This window comes from Ignatzschineria ureiclastica, assembly GCF_003121845.1.
Lineage (GTDB): Bacteria > Pseudomonadota > Gammaproteobacteria > Cardiobacteriales > Wohlfahrtiimonadaceae > Ignatzschineria > Ignatzschineria ureiclastica.
In genome coordinates, this window is the sequence record NZ_QEWQ01000003.1 from 89931 (window position 1) to 110269 (window position 20339).

Here is a 20339-nt window from a genome sequence, read left to right on the forward strand (position 1 = left end):
TATTTTACAATCTGAAATAGAAAATCGTCTCTTTTTTGCAATGATCAAGAAGGTTATCCTTATTCATCAAAAGATCGACTTTTTACGCTGACTGTTAACCGCGCTTATCGATTGATTCTAGTTACTGCTCTTGTGTACGAACTTCGACTTTAACACCATTAATATGTGTAATGGAGCTATCGGCTTGCGCAACATTGGTTTCAGGTACTTTAATCTCAGCACCGCCACCTAATGCGGCATAGAGCATCACATCATTGATATGCTTATCGAAGTAGGTTGTCAGCAATGCTTGACGTGAACTAAAGAGCGTTCTCTGCGCATCTAAAACATCAAGATAACTTGCAATACCATTCGTATAGAGTAGATTTGCTAAACGAAGCTGTTCTGACGTTGTGGAAACCAAGTTTTGCTGTGCACGTAACTGATCAGCAAGTGGCTGTTTCGATACAAGCGCATCAGATACTTCTTGGAAGGCCGTTTGAATAGTCTTCTCATAAGTCACCACAGCCATATTCTTACGAACGTAAGAGAGGTCTAAGTTCTGCTGAATTTTACCCCAGTTAAAGATAGGAATAGAGATTGATGGATTAAATGTCCAACCACTATGACCGCCTTTGAAGAGATCAGAGAGATCTTGTGAAGCTTGCCCTACCGTTGTCGTTAAGCTAATACTTGGGAAGAATGCAGCACGGGCAGCACCGATATTCGCATTGGCAGCCAATAGATTATATTCCGCTTCCATAACATCAGGACGCACCAATAAAACTTGTGATGGTAATCCCACAGGAAGGCTTTCAACAAAATGACTTGTTCTAAGAGATAAACCCTTCGGTAGGTCTGTTGCAACAGTTCCCACAAGTGTATAAAGCGCATTTCGTGCTTTACCGAGTTGTCCTTCGATATTCGCAACTTGTGCTTGGGCGGAGAAGACCTGTCCTTTTGCTTGTGCTAAATCGAGGTCATTGGCAATACCGGCATTCACCTGTTGCTGAACTAACGCATAAGACGCACGATTTGAATTCAACGTCTCTTTCGCCACACGCAGTTGTTCTTGCGCTAATACTTCTGTTAAGTAAGCTCGTGCAACCCCTGAGATCAGTGAAATACGCGCCGCTTTTTGCCCTTCTTCAGAGGCAAGATAACTTGCAAAAGCTGCATCGCTCATCGATTTCGCTTTACCGAAGAAATCAAGTTCGAAGCTACTCACACCGAAGTTAATACCTGATGATTCTGATATTCTCGCTTCCCCTGTAGGACTATTTTCTCTTCCCACTTTATTACGATTATAACTACCGCCGGCATTCACCCCAGGTAGACGCTCTGAAACAGAGATCCCGTAAGTAATTCTCGCCGCTTCCATATTCAAGGTTGCGAGTTTAAGATCTTTGTTATTCTCTAAAGCAAGGCCAATTAACGCTTTTAGACGAGGATCTTTAAAATATTGCTCCCAAGTAATTTCATACGCAAATTGTTGGTCAGCAAGGCTTCCTGCCTGAACCTTTGATGTTGCCGGGAATGTATCGATTACCGGTAAAGCCGGGCGATCATATTCAGGGGCTAGTGAACACGCCGCAAGAATAAATGGGGCGCTAATATATAACAGGTTTTTTTTCATAATACGTAATCAACCTCTAAGGTGTGTGCAATCAATTGACAATTGTGCTGTAACAATTTAATGAACTTTATAATCTATTTGATTTAAATCATTTACTTGATGCCGTATTGTAACAATCGACAACAAGGTTGTCATTATTTTAAATCTTCCCAAAAGCATAAAAATGCTTCTGCCAATAAGGGGTATCTAAACGGGTAATTTCTACACGTTTTCCCGAACTAGGTGCATGAATCATTTTATTATCACCGATATAGATACCGGCATGAGAAATGCGATTTCCTCGAATCTTAAAAAAGACAAGGTCACCCGGCTCCGGCGTTGCGGTCTTCGGCAAAAATTGATATTGCGAGCGAGTATCTCTTGGAATCTGAATTCCTACTTTCTGATAAGCATATTGGATCAACCCACTACAATCAAATCCTCTGCCCGGCTGTTTCCCCCCAAAAAGATAAGGGGTGCCCAACTGCTCTTTTGCGTAAGAGATAGCGGCATTTTTGATACTTGAAAAATCTGAAAAAGTATTTCGTCTATGATCTGCCATTGCCATATTCGACAATGATAAGGCTGAAAATAAGCAAAGCGCTACAATCATCATTGGCTTTGTAACTTTTGCTTTCAAATTTGAATGTGAATATTGTGTCATTCTATCCCCACAAAATGATGCATAATGGTCATATTAACGATAATTTTAATCTGAAATAGTGCAACAGGTAGTGTTATTTACACCACATTTATGATGTATGTTAATCATGTTTGTTATACTTTGATCTATCGATAATGACCGATCCTTTCCCTTTCAATTGAGGAATCCACAATACATGACCAAAAAAATCACAAATAATGTCTTAATTGTACACAGAAATCCGCAAGATGCTCAAAAAATTGCACGTTTATTGCGTGAGGCCAATTTTTACTCTGAAGTAATTCGCCCACAAGATCTTGAAGCACATCTTACACAATCTACGCCATCTGCGATTATTACTGATAGCCGAGCAACAATAGATAATAGTATCAATAAGATAGATGTCCACACATTAGAAATTCACCCGACTCATTCAGATCAAGATTTTCTCAATTTCTTACAAGAAGCAAACGTTAAAGCCGATTGGGATATCCCTGCTTTTATCACTCACCATACAAAAGCAATTCAAAATAGCGTCGGCCAAGATGAAGTGATCCTAGGACTTTCTGGTGGCGTTGATTCATCAGTCGTTGCAGCGCTCATTCATCAAGCAATCGGCACGCAACTTACCTGCGTATTTGTCGATACTGGATTACTTCGCCTAAATGAAGGCGATAAAGTGATGCAAACTTTTGCAGATAATATGGGCATTAAAGTGATTCGTGTGGATGCTGAAGATCGCTTTTTAGCAGCACTGAAAGGTGTTGCTGACCCAGAACAGAAGCGGAAGATTATTGGCGAGCTTTTTGTGAAGATTTTCGAAGAAGAGGCACATAAATTACCCCAAGCAAAATGGCTGGCTCAGGGCACAATTTACCCTGATATTTTAGAATCTCTCAATACTCAAGATGGTGTTGCTGTCAAATCGCACCATAATGTGGGTGGATTGCCGAAAGAGATGAACCTTAAACTGCTTGAGCCGATTAGCTCGCTCTTTAAAGATGAGGTTCGTAAACTTGGGGTTGCACTAGGACTGCCGGAATCAATGGTCTATCGTCACCCATTCCCAGGACCAGGTTTAGGCGTGCGGATTTTAGGGGAGATCAAAAAAGAGTATGCAGATATTCTACGTCTTGCCGATGATATCTTTATTGAAGAACTGATCAAAGCAGATCTCTACCATAAAGTTTCTCAAGCTTTTGCGGTCTTTGTACCAGTGAAATCTGTAGGCGTTGTCGATGAAAAACGGGTCTATGATTATGTGATTGCCCTACGCGCCATTGAAACCGTAGACTTTATGAGCGCTCGTGCGGCACATCTTCCTTGGAACTTTATTGAAATGGTCTCTAATAGAATTATTCGGGAAGTCAATGGTGTCTCTCGTGTCACTTATGATGTCTCTAATAAACCACCTGCCACTATTGAGTGGGAATAATTTACCTTATCACTGGTAATCAATTATCTAAGATCATCTAAAATTAATCTCAGATAGAAGAAGAGCCCGTAACGCTGCAGTTAGGGGCTCTTTATTATTGTATTGTGAGTTTTATCCTTAAGATTTTACACTAATGGCACTTCAGGGAAATCGATCTTAGGATCAACAACATTATTGAGCCAATTCGTAAAGCTATTGAGCGCAGTTAATAAGGTCAATTGCACAATATCAGCTTCTGTAAAGCCTTCAGCTTTTGCACGCGCCAATAATGCTTGATCTAACTTGCCATGATTTTTAAGTACCGCTAGTGCGATATCAATGATCACCTGTTCCCGCGAATCTTTGGCTCGCCCATGTTGCGCTTCTCGGCACTCTTCTTCATTCATGCCAGCCATTCTCTTAGCTGAAAAAGTATGAGCACTCACACAATAGTGGCAACCATTATAATTCGCGACCGCTAAAGCAAGCATCTCTTGATCACGCTTAGAGAATTTTGATTGCTCAAGTTTTGATTGTAATGCCATAAAAGCTTCTAAGCTGACACCATCAATACCTAAAGCACCGAAGAAATTCGGTAACATTCCAAATTTCCCCTGAAGTTGAGTTAAAATCGGTTTCGCTTTTTCATCGGCATTATCAGGGGTTGCTAAGTTAAATGTGTAGATCATATTTTCCTCTTAAAAATTGGTTTCAGTAGATGGATGATTGTTTTCCGTTAGTTATTTTTCAGTAGCAAGTTCTTGAAGCCAGATTTTAGATCAGTACTTACCTTAATTAAGAGCTATCATAGCAATAATATTTAAAATTACAATATATAATTTAATATATCGTATAACGCTTTGATTTCCTTTATCTCATCATTTCCCGATGATGAATCCCACAATAGAGGGCTATTTTCTAAAAAGAATGGATCAATAGTCCACTTTATGACCATAACTGATTTGAGCGTCACTTCATAAATGTGTATGATAAAAGGGTCATTAAGCCATCTCATAGAGGTGGATATTTATAACTTAAGGAGAGAATCATTTATGCGTATTGTCCTGCTTGGCGCACCGGGATCTGGAAAAGGAACTCAGGCTGAAAATATTGTTAAAAAATTTGGTATTACCCATTTATCAACAGGTGATATGCTTCGTGCCGAAGTCAGTGAAGGTACGCCGTTAGGCTTAGAAGCAAAGAAAATCATGGATGAGGGTAAATTAGTCTCTGATGAGATCGTTTTAGGCATGGTTAAAAATCATATTCTTAAAGCTGAAAATGGTTTTTTACTCGATGGTTTTCCAAGAAACATCAATCAAGCAGAGCAACTCGATGCGTTACTTGATGAGATCAATATGCCGATTGAAAAAGTCATCTATTTTGATGTCCCTTTTGAAGTCATCAAAGAGCGCCTACAATCTCGTGGCCGTTCTGATGATAATGAAGAGACTATCCTTAAACGCCGTAAAGTGTTTGAAGATGAGACATTCCCATTAGTGGACTATTTCACTATTCAAGGAAAACTCAAAACAATCAATGGTTATGGCGATATTAATGAGATTAGCGAAGAGATCTTTAAAACAATCGATCCTTCTCTCTAATGGCTTAAAGCTACTCACCTATTTTAACGCATGATTCAAAAAGAAACTTTGCGATTAAAAGCAGAAAAGGCTACGATTTCAGGTAGCCTTTTCTTTTATCACTGTTCAACCATTTCCAATCATTTTATAGTAAATTTGGTTTAAGAAAAATGGTTTTTAGCTGTCAGTATCGGATTTTCACAAGAATATAAAACCTTATTAAACAACACTTGCAAGATGCCGGATAGAACGGCTTCCTTGCCTCAATCAACTGATGCGCCGGCATTTAAATAATGCTTATTCTGAACCGATCTTACTATAAAAACTATTTTTAAATATTATTAAATGAATGATCATAATCTATCTCTTATTCTACTCGACCTATAACTCAAGGATTGATCCCGATGAAACGTAGTCTCTCTATCTTAGGCGTTGTGATTTTTATTGCTATTTTTGCCTATTTCGCCCAACCGCTCTTTATGCCACCGGCACAATCTGATCGGCAAACAGAACCCTTTTGGGTGATCGAAGCTACACCGAACTCTCTCACCGTATTCGATCTCACGCTCAATCAATCCTCTCTCAGAGATTTGATTGACGTATTAGGAAATCGTCTTGATCTCTCGGTTTTTGAGCAAAATGGCGAATATCAGTTAGAAGGCTATATTCGAGAAACATTTGTAGGAGGGCTGACCGCACGTATTCCCTTTACACTACAAGCATCTCAATCAGAATTGAAAGCGCTCACCGATCCTTTAACACCGAGTAAAAAATCACTCTCAACACATCGAATTTATGAGATCCCTGAAGATCAGCACCCACAATTTTATGACTATATCGTCCAAAGCCTCTCCTTTATTCCCATTGCGGTAACATTGGATGAACCTGTTATTCTAGGGAGATTCGGTACTCATCCACTCAAACTACAGGAAGCTAATAATGGCATCATCCATTACCTCTATCCTGAAAAAGGCGTAGATATTCTCTTAGACCCTAAGGGAGAAGCGCGCGCCGTTGTCCAATATTCAACACCAGATCAATTTCAAACAAAAGTGATTGACCCACTTTATGAAAATGGTGCAACGCAATTGCCGGTGACACAATAACCTAGAGTTACCTGAACGTTATATAATAATATCGGTTCAAAATAAGCTTATTGAAATGCCGGCGCATCGGTTGATCGAGGCAAGGAAGCCATTCTATCCGGTATCTTGCAAGTGTTGGTCAGTCAGGTTTTATCTTCTTTTAAAATTCCACAATAGCTGTTTCAAAACCATTTTTCTTGAACCAAATTACTATACAATACAGCCATTACGAGCCACAACGATAGTGTCCTTCTAGCCCTTCACAACCTTATTAATGACATAATTGGCGGCTAACAAGCCCATTGTAGCGGTTACAGCGACTGATGAACCATAACCTTGACAGCTTAAGCCGCCACTTGCATTCTTAACCGGCGCTCTATTTTCTTGGCTAAAGACAATAGGAATACCACTTTTTTGTGTATGACTCGGAAAACCATACTCCTTACGTAAAATCGATTTCAAACGCGCGCACAGGGGATCGTGGAATGTGGCATTGAGATCATCCACTAAGAGCTGTGCAGCATCTTGCTTACCGCCAGCAGCACCGGTCGTAATGATGCGATACTTCTCCCGTTTTGCAAATGCAATCAAAGCAGCTTTAACTTTCACTTGGTCCATCGCATCGATAATCCAGTAGTTTTCTCTCGGCGCTGCTAAATACTCCTTAAGATTATCCACTGTCAAAAAATCTTCGATGATATTCACCTGGCAGCGATCATTAATCTCGGCAATGCGCCGGGCCATCTCTTCTACTTTCGGCGCGCCAATCGTACGGCTTAGCGCATGAATTTGTCGATTAATATTACTCTCCGCAATATTATCTAAATCAATCAAAGTCAATTGCCCTATTGCACTGCGAGCTAAGGCTTCTACTGCCCATGAACCAACCCCACCAATGCCGATTACAACCACATGGGTTTCGGCTAAACGAGCTAATCCTTCCGCCCCATATAACCGTTCTAAAGTTGAAAATCGTCGATCATAATCCTGTTTCACACTACCCTCTTTTATCTATAATGAATCCTATCTATTTTCTAAGAATCTTAACATATCGATGAGATATCGATTAGCTTCTCAGAGATCCTTCGAAATAAAAAAGAGATGCCACCAGTGCATCTCTTCTCTCTATCCATATTTTTGATACTTAAATATATTCGAATATTCAAATATATCAGTCCGTTTGAGATTAACCTAAACGCTCGTTTACTTTATCCCAGTTTACTAACGCCCAGAAGTTCTCTAAGTAGTTAGGACGGCTATTACGGTAATCGATATAGTATGCGTGTTCCCATACATCACAAGTCAATAATGGTGTTTGACCTGCTGTTAATGGTGTTGCGGCATTAGAAGTTGAAACAAGCTCAATAGAACCGTCTGCATTTTTCACAAGCCATGCCCAACCTGAACCGAAAGTACCAATTGCACATTTATCAAATGCTTTTTGGAACTCTTCAAAAGAACCCCATTTTTTATTGATCTCTTCTGCAATTTTACCAGTCGCTGCACCACCACCTTGTGGTTTTAATGATTCCCAGTAGAAAGTATGATTCCATACTTGCGCTGCATTATTAAACATTGGACCTGAAGCTTTTAAAATAATCTCTTCAAGTGATGCATTCGCAAACTCAGTACCTTCAATAAGGGTATTCAATGTATTCACATAAGTTTGGTGATGTTTACCATAATGGTACTCTAAAGTCTCTTTAGAGATATGAGGTGCAAGCGCATCCATCGCATAAGGTAATTTTGGTAATTCAAATGACATAATACTTCCTCCAGTCAAATTAAAATAAAATCGTTGTGACCCATTAATTTTAGGCTTTATTCTGACCTAACACAAGTTATCGCGACTTTTCTTTCAAAAAAAGCGCTATCTCACTCATTTTAATGGTTATTTTACATTCTCAGCTTGACGGCTTGGGATTGTTTTCGCCAGTTTATCTAAGACACCATTGATATAACGATGACTTCCCTCTGCCCCAAATTGTTTTGCTAATTCAACTGCTTCATTAATCACAGATTTATAAGGGATATCAGGCTGATTCTCTAATTCATAAGCCCCTAACCATAAGATAGAACGCTCAATAGGATCAACATTCTCGATATCACGATCTAAAAAAGGATTAAGAAGTTGATTGAGCTCTGTCCGCTTTTGCGTAATCCCTTGTAATGCTTCGTGAAAATACTCACTATTCGCTTCAGAAAACTTAGGGTTATCCGCAAGATTCGCACTAATCTCACTCAAAGAGTTTTGGGCAATTTGCCATTGATAAAGTGCTTGAATTAAGAAAAATCGAGCAGATTTACGAGACTCGATTAATTTACGTTTTGACATAGACACGTCTATTATCCTCTTGATATTGAAATAAGAAAGCGCCCCATTAAAGGAGCGCCTACTCTTTTAAGTTAGAAGTAATCTTAAAAAGCTTTTAAAGATTACTACTTAGCAGCATTACGACGCTCTTCATGATAGATCAAGCCTGTACCTGCAGGAATTAAGCGTCCTACAATAACATTCTCTTTCAAGCCACGAAGATGGTCTTTCAAGCCTTTAATCGAAGCATCTGTCAAGACACGCGTTGTCTCTTGGAACGATGCCGCCGAGATGAAGCTATCTGTCGCTAATGATGCTTTAGTAATACCAAGAAGAACAGGGCGATACGTCGCAGGAATCTTACCTTCTGCTTCTAAACGCTCATTCTCTTCAAGTACTGCAACATATTCAGCTTGCTCACCTTTAATGAAGGTACTGTCATTTGATTCAAGAATCTCAACCTTACGAAGCATCTGACGAATAATCACTTCGATATGTTTATCAGAGATTTTTACCCCTTGTAGACGGTAAACATCTTGGATCTCTTTCACAAGATAAGCTGCAAGTTCTTTCACGCCTAAAAGACGAAGAATATCATGTGCACTTAACTCACCATCGACAATGATTTCACCTTTCTCAACTGATTCACCTTCGAATACGTTGACATGACGCCATTTTGGAATCAACTCTTCATGCGCATTGCCTGCTGAATCCGTAATAATCAAGCGTTGCTTACTCATAGTTTCACGCCCGAAGCTTACGATACCGCTCTGCTCTGCAAGAATAGCGGCCTCTTTAGGACGACGTGCTTCAAATAAGTCCGCAACCCGTGGAAGACCCCCGGTAATATCACGTGTTTTCGATGATTCTTGCGGAATACGTGCAAGTGGATCACCCACAGAAACTTGGTCACCATCATTCAAGTTCAAGATCGCACCAACTGGCAATGTGTACATTGCAGTCACATCTGTGCCTGGAATGTTAAGCTCATTACCTGCTTCATCGACAACATAGATTGAAGGACGTTTACCGCCAGCATTCCGTTGCTTAGAATCAAGTACGATCAAGTTAGAAAGACCTGTAACATCATCCGTTTGTTTCTGAATATTGATATTCTCTTCAAAATCCACAAACTTCACATAACCCGTAACCTCAACGATAACAGGGATAGTATGTGGATCCCAAGTCGCAACGATATCACCTACATCAACGCTACCACCTTCATCCACAACGATCACCGCACCATAAGGGACTTTATAACGCTCACGGTTACGACCAAACTCATCCATGATGATCAGTTCACCCGAACGAGAAGTAGAGACTAAGTTGTTATCTTTGTTACGAACAGTTTTCACACGAACAAGTTTCAATGTACCTTTTGTTTTAACCTGTACATTTGAAACCGCTGCTGAACCTGATGCCGCTCCCCCGATATGGAAGGTACGCATCGTTAACTGTGTTCCTGGTTCCCCGATCGATTGTGCTGCAATAACGCCCACAGACTCACCTGGGTTCACAAGATGACCACGACCAAGATCGCGACCATAACATTTTGCACAAAGACCATGACGATTCTTACAAGTAATCGGTGAACGGGCTAATAACTCATCCACACCTTTCTCATCAAGAAGATCAACTGCTGCTTCATCTAATAAGGTACCCGCTTCAAATAAGACTTCATCCGAACCAGGAACATAGACATCTTCAGCAACCACAAGTCCTAATACACGAGCGCGTAATGGCTCAACGATATCCCCACCTTCAACGATTGGTGTCATTAAGAGACCATCACGAGTACCACAATCTTCATTCACAATCACAAGATCCTGCGCAACGTCAACAAGACGACGTGTTAAGTAACCTGAGTTTGCTGTTTTAAGTGCCGTATCCGCAAGACCTTTACGAGCACCATGGGTTGATACGAAGTACTGAAGAACGTCAAGACCTTCACGGAAGTTTGCAGTAATCGGTGTTTCGATGATCGAACCATCTGGTTTCGCCATCAGACCACGCATCCCTGCAAGCTGACGAATCTGAGCCGCACTACCCCGCGCCCCTGAATCGGCCATCATAAAGATCGAGTTAAATGAAGTCTGCTCAACTTTTTCACCCGTTTTTGCATCAATCACTTCATCTTTACCGAGGTTGCTCATCATTGTCTTCGCAACTTCTTCATTGGTACGAGACCAAATATCGATGACTTTATTGTAACGCTCACCGTTCGTGACCAAACCTTGTGAATATTGATGCTGCACTTCTTTAACTTCTGCTTCTGCACGCTCAATAATTGCTTGTTTTTGTGGTGGAATCACCATATCTTCATAGCCTACTGAAGAGCCTGAACGCATCGCATAGTAGAAGCCGGTATACATCAATTTATCGGCAAAGATCACCGTATCTTTAAGACCTAAACGGCGATAACAGGTATTGATCAGGTTAGAGATCTCACGCTTCGTTAATACTTTATCGATAACTGAGAAAGGTAAACCGACAGGTAGAAGATCTGTCAAGATCACACGTCCAACAGTGGATTCTACACGACGATAAGTTTCACCCTCTTTCGCATCTTCAAACATTACGATAGGAAGACGAACAGAGATTTTTGCATGCACGTCAAGTTCTTTAAGGGCATATGCTCTATGAACTTCAGCAGTATCTGCAAAAACACGACCTTCACCTTTCGCATTTAGACGCTCACGTGTCATATAGTAGAGACCTAATACAACGTCCTGAGAAGGAACGATGATAGGCTCACCATTAGCAGGTGATAAAATATTATTCGAAGACATCATCAATGCACGCGCTTCAAGCTGTGACTCGATTGATAATGGTACGTGAACCGCCATCTGGTCACCATCGAAGTCGGCGTTGAATGCGGTACAAACGAGCGGATGCAACTGAATCGCTTTACCTTCGATCAGTACAGGTTCAAATGCTTGAATCCCTAATCTATGCAGGGTTGGCGCACGGTTAAGTAAAATTGGATGCTCAGTAATAACATGCTCTAAGATATCCCATACTTCCGGCACTTCACGTTCAACCATTCGTTTTGCAGCTTTAATCGTTGTTGCAATACCACGTTGAATCAATTGTGAGAAGATAAATGGTTTAAATAGCTCAAGCGCCATCTGTTTTGGTAAACCACACTGATGTAGACGAAGTGTCGGTCCCACCACGATTACAGAACGACCGGAATAGTCAACACGCTTACCAAGAAGGTTTTGACGGAAACGACCTTGCTTCCCTTTGATCATATCTGCAAGTGATTTCAATGGACGCTTATTCGCACCTGAAATCGCACGACCACGACGACCATTATCTAATAATGAATCCACAGACTCTTGAAGCATACGCTTCTCATTACGCACAATAATATCTGGCGCTTCTAATTCAAGAAGACGTTGTAGACGGTTATTACGGTTAATAACACGACGATAAAGATCATTCAAATCTGACGTCGCGAAACGGCCACCATCAAGTGGGACTAATGGACGTAAATCTGGCGGTAATACAGGTAAATTCGTTAAGATCATCCACTCAGGTTTATTACCTGATGCGATAAATGATTCGACTAATTTAAGGCGGTTAGAAAGACGCTTAAATTTAGTCTCTGAACGGGTTTCTTGTAACTCTTCACGTAATTTTGAAGCTTCTTCTTCAAGATCAATGGCTTTTAAGAGCTCAAGAATTGCCTCAGCACCCATACGAGCATCAAATTCATCGCCGTACTCTTCGATTGCATCGAGGAATTCTTCATCGGTTAATACTTGACCATGCTCAAACGGTGTTAAACCTGGTTCAATCACTACAAATGATTCAAAGTAGAGGATCTTCTCGATATCACGAAGTGTCATATCCAATAAAAGACCAATACGGCTTGGTAACGATTTGAGATACCAAATATGCGCAACAGGTGAAGCAAGACTAATATGCCCCATACGCTCACGACGGACATTTGAAAGCGTGACTTCAACGCCACACTTCTCACATACAACACCGCGGTGTTTTAAACGCTTATATTTACCACATAAGCACTCATAATCTTTTACAGGCCCGAAAATTTTGGCACAGAAAAGTCCATCACGCTCTGGTTTAAAGGTACGATAGTTGATCGTCTCTGGCTTTTTAACTTCACCATAAGACCAGCTAAGAATCTTCTCAGGAGAGGCAAGACCAATCTTAATTGCGTCAAAACCACCTTTATCTTCATTCTTAAATAAATTTAATAAGTTCATTCGTTATCTTCCAATCTATATTTAAAGAAATGTCTCTATGAAACGGTGTGAAAAGTGATGATTACTCATCATCACTATCGTTGACCGTATCAATATCGATACCTAGAGAACGAATCTCTTTAATCAGTACGTTAAAGGACTCCGGCATTCCCACTTCGATGTTGTGTTCACCATTCACAATATTTTTGTAAACAGCTGTTCTTCCCGCAACATCATCTGATTTCACAGTGAGCATCTCTTGTAGCGTGTATGCAGCACCATAAGCTTCAAGTGCCCACACCTCCATCTCACCAAAACGCTGACCACCAAACTGAGCTTTACCACCGAGCGGTTGCTGTGTCACAAGTGAGTATGGACCTGTTGAACGAGCATGCATTTTATCATCTACTAAGTGATTCAATTTGAGCATGTACATGAAACCTACCGTTACAGGACGGTCAAATGCATCTCCTGTACGACCATCGAATAACTTGATTTGGCCCGACTCAGGAAGATCCGCTAAGCGAAGCATCCGGCGTAACTCTTCCTCTGTTGCACCATCAAATACAGGGCTTGCCATTGGCACACCTTTTCTGAGGTTTTCGCATAATTCAAAGAGTTCATCATCATTGAATTTATCAAGATCAACCGTCTGTGCGCTGCCATCTTTATTATAAATTTGATCTAAGAAGCTGCGTAACTCATCTGCTTTTGCTCTCGCCTTAATCATCTTATCAATCTTAAGACCTAATCCATGAGCTGCCCAACCTAAATGCGTTTCAAGAATCTGACCAATGTTCATACGTGAAGGAACCCCGAGTGGATTCAAACAGATATCAACAGGCGTACCATCTTCCATATAGGGCATATCTTCTTCAGGAACGATCATCGAGATAACCCCTTTGTTCCCGTGACGACCCGCCATTTTATCCCCAGGTTGAATACGACGTTTTACCGCAAGATAAACTTTAACCATCTTCAGAACGCCCGGCGCTAACTCATCACCTTGAGTCAATTTCTCACGTAACTCTTCAAATTTCTTATTTGAATCTTTACGTTGTTGCTCAAGAAGTTGCTTCAGTTTTACTAACTCTTCCGCTTGCTCTTCTGATTTAAGTTTAAGCTCAAGCCATTTTTCACGTTCAATACCTTGAAGATATTCATCCGTAATTTTATCGCCTGCTTTAATCCCTTTATTACCAGCAACCACTTCTGCACCGATCAGGTTTCTACCCACACGCGCAAAAAGGTCATCTTCTAAGATACGTAATTGGTCATTTAAGTCCTTACGAACACCACGAAGTTCACGATCTTCAATCTCTTTCGCACGGCTATCTTTTTCAATACCATCACGTGTAAAGACACGTACATCGATAACAGTACCATCCATTCCAGAAGGAACACGTAACGAGTTATCTTTAACATCAGAAGCTTTCTCACCAAAGATGGCACGAAGCAATTTCTCTTCAGGCGTTAAAGTTGTTTCCCCTTTTGGAGAGACTTTACCCACAAGGATATCACCTGATTTTACTTCTGCTCCGATATAAGCAATCCCTGCTTCATCAAGCTTAGAAAGCGCTGATTCTGATACATTAGGAATATCTGAAGTAATCTCTTCAGGTCCTAACTTAGTATCACGAGCCACACAGGTTAATTCTTCGATATGAATCGTTGTGAAACGCTCTTCCTTCACAACACGCTCAGAGATCAAGATAGAATCCTCGTAGTTATAACCATTCCATGGCATAAACGCTACGAGCATATTTTGACCGAGGGCTAACTCACCTAAGTCTGTTGATGGACCATCCGCAAGAATATCTTTTTTAGAAACAATATCACCTTCTTTTACGAGTACTTTTTGGTTAATACACGTATTCGCATTTGAACGCTGATATTTCGTGAGGTTATAGATATCAACCCCTGATTGACCCACTATTGTCTCTTCATCATTCACACGAATAATGATTCGAGTAGCATCGACATAATCAACCACACCGCCACGCTTCGCAACCACACAAACCCCAGAATCGCGCGCAACAATACGCTCCATTCCAGTCCCTACGAGTGGTTTATCGGCATTTAAAGTAGGCACAGCTTGTCGTTGCATGTTCGATCCCATGAGTGCACGGTTCGCATCATCATGTTCAAGGAATGGAATCAATGCTGCTGCTACAGATACGATCTGCTTTGGAGAAATATCGATATAGCTAATTTGCTCTTTAGTTAAGAGCGTGAACTCACCCTCTACACGAGCAGCAATCAGATCATCAACAAAAGCGCCATTTTCATCTAATTTTGCATTTGCCTGTGCAATACCATAATTGGCTTCTTCATAGGCAGAGAGGTAATCCACTTGATCTGTTACACGACCATCGATCACCTTACGATAAGGTGTTTCAAGGAATCCGTAGCTATTCGTACGAGCATAACTTGCCAATGAGTTGATCAAACCGATGTTTGGACCTTCAGGAGTTTCGATCGGACATACACGACCATAGTGGGTTACGTGAACGTCACGAACCTCAAAGCCTGCACGCTCACGAGTCAAACCACCAGGGCCTAATGCAGAGATACGACGTTTATGCGTAACTTCTGATAGAGGGTTATTTTGGTCCATAAATTGCGATAACTGTGATGAACCAAAGAATTCTTTGATTGCTGCACCTACAGGCTTCGCATTAATTAATTCATGTGGTGTTAAACCTTCTGATTCAGCTAATAATAAGCGATCTTTAACTGCCCGCTCAATACGCACTAAGCCAATACGGTAAACGTTTTCAACCATCTCACCAACTGAACGAATACGACGGTTACCAAGATGATCTACATCATCCACAGTACCGTGACCGTTACGAATTGCGATAAGTTCTTTTAACACATCTAGAATATCTTTATTAGAAAGCGTACCCTCGCCGGTATCAGAATCACGACCTAGACGACGGTTAAACTTCATTCGGCCTACCGCAGATAAATCATAGCGATCACTAGAAAAGAAGAGGCTTGCAAATAAGCTCTCAGCAGCTTCTTTTGTAGGTGGTTCACCTGGGCGCATCATACGATAAATTTCGATTTGCGCTTCTAATTGGCTCTTAGTTGTGTCTGCACGAAGCGTATCAGAGATATATGAACCACGATCTACATCATTTGTGAAAAGTACAGGAATTGTATCGATACCGTATGCGACAAACTTCTCAAGTAAATCTTGCGTCACAACATCATTCGCAAGCGCTAAAAGCTCACCTGTTGATTCATCTAAGATATCTTGAGAAATAACACGGCCGATAAGGTAATCAAAGGGTACTTCAAGATCTTTAACGCCAGCATCTTCTAGTTTTTTCACGTGACGAGCTGTCACACGACGACCTTTCTCAACGAGAACTTCCCCATCAAGAATAATATCGAATGCAGCCATTTCACCGCGAAGACGAGCAGGAACTAATTCTAAGAAAAGTTTTTGTTTGCGAATTTTGAATGTATTCGTTTCAAAGAATTCCGCTAAAATTTCGCTATCAGATAAACCTAACGCTTTAAGGATAATCGTTGCATGAAGTTTACGACGACGGTCAATACGTGCATAAACAAGGTCTTTCGCATCAAATTCAAAATCCATCCATGAACCACGGTAAGGAATAATGCGTGCAGAGAAGAGTAGCTTTCCAGAAGAATGCCCTTTACCTTTATCATGATCAAAGAATACGCCAGGTGAACGATGGAGCTGAGAAACGATCACACGCTCAGTACCATTAATCACGAAGGTGCCATTTTCAGTCATCAATGGAATTTCACCGAGGTAAACACCACCACGACCAAACTGATCGATATCCGCTTCACGAATCTCTTTAATTTCCCCTGTTTCAAGGTCTGAAATTTTAAGACGCATCCCAATGCGAAGAGAAGCTGCGTAAGTTGTACCGCGCATTTGACATTCACGAACATCAAACTCAGGCTCACCAATATGGTAATCTACATATTCTAAAGAGAGACGAAAACCATTTGATGTTGCTGTTTTAGCCTTGATAGCTTCAATAGGAAATACGGATTTAAAAGCCGCATGCAACCCTTGATCACCACGCTCTTTACGAGAAACAGTATCTTGTAAAAAGTTATGATATGAATCGATTTGGGTAGCTAAAAGAAAGGGAACTTCTTGAATCTCAATTTGTTGCCCAAAATCTTTACGGATGCGTTTTTTTTCTGTAAACGAATAGACCATGCAATGAATTCCTCATAAGGTAGGAAATATAAACATATAAATTAATCCTTTGTGGCTTTTTCAGCCTAATCGCAATGATTCTCAACAGGCCTAATTTATACGCTCGAAAATATTTTTTTAAAGCTAGTAAAGGCTAGGGTCTAAACCCTAGCCTTTACGCTTAATTATTGCTTAAAAGAGAGCCCTCTTCAGGCATAGGTTTCACCATCTCTTCTAACGATAATACTATTTAAGCTCAACAGTTGCACCAGCTTCTTCAAGCTCAGCTTTGATTTTGTCAGCTTCTTCTTTAGATACTTGCTCTTTGATTGTTGCAGGAGCGCCTTCAACAAGGGCTTTAGCATCACCAAGACCAAGACCAGTGATTCCACGAACAACTTTAATAACGTTGATCTTTTTCTCACCAGCTGATGTCATTACAACATCAAACTCAGTTTGAGCTTCAGCAGCCGCACCAGCATCGCCAGCAGGACCAGCAGCTACAGCTACCGCTGCAGTTACGCCGAATTTTTCTTCGATAGCAGAGATTAATTCCATAACTTCTGCAGTTTTCATCTCTTCAATCGCATTAAGGATATCTTCGTGTGAGATTGCCATAATATAAAACTCCTAAATTATCTTAAAATTTTGATTAGTATATAATTCTAAATTAAGAATTACGAACAGTTGCGCAATTAAGCCGCTTCTGCTTCTTTTTTGTCTCTTACTGAAGCTAATGTCGCAGCAAGTTTCTGAACTGGTGCTTTCAATACAGCTAAGAACATTGAGATCGCTTCTTCCTTCGTTGGAAGTGATGCGATTGCTTTCAATGCTGAACCTTCATGAACTTCACCATCATGCGCGATTGCTTTAACAACTAACTTCTCGTTCGCTTTTTCCTTAAGGAAATTGTGAATTACACGTGCACCTGCCACTGGATCTTCTTCACTCATTGAAAAAGCCATAATGATAGGACCCACAAGACTTGGAATAGCATCTTCAAATTGAGTATCTTTCAATGCTAATCTTGCTAATGTATTTTTCACAACGCGGATATCTACATTCGCAGATCTTGCCGCATTACGAAGAGATGTAATCTGAGCTACCGTAAGCCCGTGGTATTCAGAAAGTACTAAAGAGTGAGCACCATTTGCTACCCCATGAACTTCTTGCACCACTTCTTGTTTACTTTGCAAAGAACTCATTTTTCACCTTTACATTTTTGGTAATTTTACTTACCACCTATAAACCCGAATATCTATCAACTTTAAAGGCTCATAGATATTCAGCCCTATACGGTAACCCTAATTTAGAACTACCGTCTACGTAGAACACTTTCGTTATTAAGCCAATTAAGGCATCTACGGTCTTCGACTCACCTTTAATTAAAATTAAAAGATAAGTTCAATTCTTTATTAAAAGATTAAACAGATGCTAAATCAACAGCGATACCAGGACCCATTGTTGATGCAACAGTTAATTTCTTAATATAAACACCTTTTGCAGATGCTGGTTTCAAACGTGTTACTTCAGCAATTAATGCTTTTAAGTTGCCACGAAGTTGTTCAGCATCAAATGCAACTTTACCGATTGAGCAGTGAACGATACCGGCTTTATCAGTACGGAAACGTACTTGACCAGATTTTGCATTTTTAACTGCAGTTGCAACATCAGGAGTTACAGTACCTACGCGTGGGTTTGGCATCAAACCACGTGGACCTAATACTTGACCTAATTGACCTACAACACGCATTGCATCTGGAGTTGCGATAACTACATCATAGTTAAGATCTCCACCTTTCATGCTTTCAGCAAGATCTTCAAAACCTACAACATCGGCACCCGCTTCTTTTGCCGCGTCTGCGTTTGCACCTTGTGCAAATACAGCAACACGAACATCTTTACCTGTACCATTAGGCATTACAGTTGCACCACGAACGACCTGATCAGATTTACGTGGATCAACACCAAGATTCAGTGCAACTTCGAAAGACTCTTCAAATTTTGCAGCAGGTACTTTTTTAAGAAGTTCAACTGCTTCATCTAAAGTGTATACTTTTGTAGAATCAACTAATTCTAAAATCGCTTTCTGTTTTTTAGTTAATTTAGCCATCTTACACGCCCTCCACTTCGATACCCATTGAGCGCGCACTACCTGCGATGATTTTTACTGCAGCATCTAAGTCAGCTGAAGATAAATCTGGCTCTTTTGTTTTAGCAATTTCTTCTAATTGCGCACGAGTCACTTTACCCACTTTTTGTGTATTTGGTCTTGGGCTACCAGATTTGATACCGGCAGCTTTTTTGAGCAAATATGCAGCTGGTGGAGTTTTAGTGATAAAGGTAAATGAGCGATCATTGTATACAGTAATCACTACAGGAATTGGCATTCCTGGCTCTAACTGTTGAGTCGCAGCATTAAACGCTTTACAGAATTCCATGATATTAACACCATGTTGACCAAGCGCAGGACCGATTGGTGGTGATGGGTTAGCTTTACCTGCAGCAACCTGCAAGTTAATATAAGACATTACTTTTTTTGCCATTTGGCGATACTCCTATGAATGGGTCAACGCACAAAAGTGCTCCCCTATTTTAAAGACCAATAATTGTAGCACTATTTTTAAAGCACTACAATTCTTTAATATTTAAATTTTCAAAATTCTTGAGTTTTAAAAACGTTAACTTTCAACTTAATCTCTTCATGAGAATCACTGATAACTGCATTTATTTTCTATCATCCAGAGATTCTATGAATCAATATCAAACTTTTTCTACCTGACTAAATTCTAAATCAACAGGTGTTGCACGACCGAAGATCATAACCGAAACTTTGAGGCGACCTTTCTCTGAATCCACCTCAGTAACAGTTCCATTAAATTCGTTAAATGGACCATCGATAACACGAACTTCTTCACCCACTTCATAAAGCACTTTAAGACGTGGCCCTTCTTCAGCTTGAGCAATACGATTTAAAATCGCTTGCGCCTCTCTTTCAGAAATCGGGCTTGGGCGATCACTTTTACCACCTACAAAACCGATCACTCGAGGAACACTATTCACAAGGTGCCAAACTTCCTCTGTCATATCCGCTTGCACTAAAACATAACCAGGGAAAAACTTCCGTTCACTTTTGCGGCGTTTACCATCTTTTACTTCCACCACTTCTTCTGTTGGAACTAAAATCTCACCAAATTTAGACTCAAAGCCTTCACGCGCAATATACTCATGTAATGCTCGAACTACCTGCCCTTCATACCCAGAATAGGCTTGTATTACATACCAATGCATCGCTCTCTC

Annotated in this window: 15 protein-coding genes and 1 pseudogene; 3 read left to right on the forward strand and 13 right to left on the reverse strand. The window is 40.5% G+C overall.

From position 1 onward, the window contains the following. Positions 1–121 precede the first annotated feature (121 nt). On the reverse strand, positions 122–1615 hold the full coding sequence (locus DC083_RS04355; RefSeq protein ID WP_109189038.1) for an efflux transporter outer membrane subunit: 1494 nt from the start codon (positions 1613–1615) through the stop codon (positions 122–124). 139 nt (positions 1616–1754) lie between these two features. Further along, positions 1755–2258 (reverse strand): C40 family peptidase, encoded by a 504-nt coding sequence (locus DC083_RS04360; protein ID WP_109189039.1) that lies wholly within the window; start codon positions 2256–2258, stop codon positions 1755–1757. 310 nt (positions 2259–2568) lie between these two features. On the opposite strand from DC083_RS04360, the pseudogene guaA reads away from it, so the two are divergent. After that, a pseudogene (gene guaA / locus DC083_RS04365) lies at positions 2569–3672 on the forward strand (glutamine-hydrolyzing GMP synthase); the annotation flags it as partial. Between the two features lie 125 nt (positions 3673–3797). On the opposite strand, the gene DC083_RS04370 reads toward guaA, so the two are convergent. After that, the gene (locus tag DC083_RS04370) at positions 3798–4340 is read right to left on the reverse strand and encodes a carboxymuconolactone decarboxylase family protein (RefSeq protein WP_109189041.1); all 543 of its coding nucleotides are present in this window, start codon (positions 4338–4340) and stop codon (positions 3798–3800) included. A gap of 363 nt (positions 4341–4703) precedes the next feature. On the opposite strand from DC083_RS04370, the gene DC083_RS04375 reads away from it, so the two are divergent. Both DC083_RS04375 and DC083_RS04380 read left to right on the forward strand, forming a co-directional pair. Then, positions 4704–5255: an adenylate kinase gene (locus DC083_RS04375; protein ID WP_109189042.1), complete on the forward strand. Its 552-nt coding sequence runs from the start codon at positions 4704–4706 to the stop codon at positions 5253–5255. Between the two features lie 383 nt (positions 5256–5638). Beyond that, entirely contained in the window at positions 5639–6340 is a 702-nt protein-coding gene (locus tag DC083_RS04380) for a hypothetical protein (RefSeq protein WP_109189043.1), read from the forward strand. Between the two features lie 231 nt (positions 6341–6571). Here the strand turns inward: DC083_RS04380 and DC083_RS04385 are convergent, their stop codons facing one another. The 10 genes from DC083_RS04385 to nusG form a co-directional block, all read right to left on the reverse strand. Next, entirely contained in the window at positions 6572–7315 is a 744-nt protein-coding gene (locus tag DC083_RS04385) for a tRNA threonylcarbamoyladenosine dehydratase (protein WP_229822449.1), read from the reverse strand. A gap of 190 nt (positions 7316–7505) precedes the next feature. After that, a complete protein-coding gene (locus tag DC083_RS04390) occupies positions 7506–8084 on the reverse strand; it encodes a superoxide dismutase (RefSeq protein WP_026879327.1) in 579 nt (192 codons plus the stop codon). A gap of 126 nt (positions 8085–8210) precedes the next feature. Further along, on the reverse strand, positions 8211–8654 hold the full coding sequence (nusB, locus tag DC083_RS04395; RefSeq protein ID WP_109189045.1) for a transcription antitermination factor NusB: 444 nt from the start codon (positions 8652–8654) through the stop codon (positions 8211–8213). A gap of 104 nt (positions 8655–8758) precedes the next feature. After that, entirely contained in the window at positions 8759–12868 is a 4110-nt protein-coding gene (gene rpoC, locus DC083_RS04400; RefSeq protein WP_109189046.1) for a DNA-directed RNA polymerase subunit beta', read from the reverse strand. A gap of 61 nt (positions 12869–12929) precedes the next feature. Beyond that, complete coding sequence (rpoB, locus tag DC083_RS04405; RefSeq protein ID WP_109189047.1) at positions 12930–17060, reverse strand: DNA-directed RNA polymerase subunit beta; 4131 nt, start codon at positions 17058–17060, stop codon at positions 12930–12932. Positions 17061–17285: 225 nt separating this feature from the next. Next, positions 17286–17657, reverse strand: coding sequence for a 50S ribosomal protein L7/L12 (gene rplL / locus DC083_RS04410; protein ID WP_026879330.1), 372 nt, complete (start codon positions 17655–17657; stop codon positions 17286–17288). Positions 17658–17734: 77 nt separating this feature from the next. Further along, on the reverse strand, positions 17735–18244 hold the full coding sequence (gene rplJ, locus DC083_RS04415; RefSeq protein ID WP_026879331.1) for a 50S ribosomal protein L10: 510 nt from the start codon (positions 18242–18244) through the stop codon (positions 17735–17737). Between the two features lie 218 nt (positions 18245–18462). Continuing rightward, complete coding sequence (gene rplA / locus DC083_RS04420; protein WP_109189048.1) at positions 18463–19152, reverse strand: 50S ribosomal protein L1; 690 nt, start codon at positions 19150–19152, stop codon at positions 18463–18465. A 1-nt stretch (position 19153) separates the two neighbouring features. Beyond that, complete coding sequence (gene rplK / locus DC083_RS04425) at positions 19154–19585, reverse strand: 50S ribosomal protein L11 (RefSeq protein ID WP_109189049.1); 432 nt, start codon at positions 19583–19585, stop codon at positions 19154–19156. Between the two features lie 217 nt (positions 19586–19802). Further along, positions 19803–20330, reverse strand: a complete 528-nt coding sequence (nusG, locus tag DC083_RS10215; protein ID WP_189364579.1) for a transcription termination/antitermination protein NusG — start codon at positions 20328–20330, stop codon at positions 19803–19805. Between the last annotated feature and the right edge of the window lie 9 nt (positions 20331–20339).

Excerpts from the sequence above, each read along its gene's own strand:
- rplL (WP_026879330.1), bottom strand. The coding sequence starts at position 17,657 with ATGGCAATCTCACACGAAGATATCCTTAATGCGATTGAAGAGATGAAA.
- nusB (WP_109189045.1), bottom strand. The coding sequence starts at position 8,654 with ATGTCAAAACGTAAATTAATCGAGTCTCGTAAATCTGCTCGATTTTTC.
- DC083_RS04355 (WP_109189038.1), bottom strand. The coding sequence starts at position 1,615 with ATGAAAAAAAACCTGTTATATATTAGCGCCCCATTTATTCTTGCGGCG.
- DC083_RS04370 (WP_109189041.1), bottom strand. The coding sequence starts at position 4,340 with ATGATCTACACATTTAACTTAGCAACCCCTGATAATGCCGATGAAAAA.
- rplK (WP_109189049.1), bottom strand. The coding sequence starts at position 19,585 with ATGGCAAAAAAAGTAATGTCTTATATTAACTTGCAGGTTGCTGCAGGT.
- rplA (WP_109189048.1), bottom strand. The coding sequence starts at position 19,152 with ATGGCTAAATTAACTAAAAAACAGAAAGCGATTTTAGAATTAGTTGAT.
- DC083_RS04390 (WP_026879327.1), bottom strand. The coding sequence starts at position 8,084 with ATGTCATTTGAATTACCAAAATTACCTTATGCGATGGATGCGCTTGCA.
- DC083_RS04360 (WP_109189039.1), bottom strand. The coding sequence starts at position 2,258 with ATGACACAATATTCACATTCAAATTTGAAAGCAAAAGTTACAAAGCCA.
- DC083_RS04380 (WP_109189043.1), top strand. The coding sequence starts at position 5,639 with ATGAAACGTAGTCTCTCTATCTTAGGCGTTGTGATTTTTATTGCTATT.
- rpoB (WP_109189047.1), bottom strand. The coding sequence starts at position 17,060 with ATGGTCTATTCGTTTACAGAAAAAAAACGCATCCGTAAAGATTTTGGG.
- DC083_RS04375 (WP_109189042.1), top strand. The coding sequence starts at position 4,704 with ATGCGTATTGTCCTGCTTGGCGCACCGGGATCTGGAAAAGGAACTCAG.
- nusG (WP_189364579.1), bottom strand. The coding sequence starts at position 20,330 with ATGCATTGGTATGTAATACAAGCCTATTCTGGGTATGAAGGGCAGGTA.
- rpoC (WP_109189046.1), bottom strand. The coding sequence starts at position 12,868 with ATGAACTTATTAAATTTATTTAAGAATGAAGATAAAGGTGGTTTTGAC.
- rplJ (WP_026879331.1), bottom strand. The coding sequence starts at position 18,244 with ATGAGTTCTTTGCAAAGTAAACAAGAAGTGGTGCAAGAAGTTCATGGG.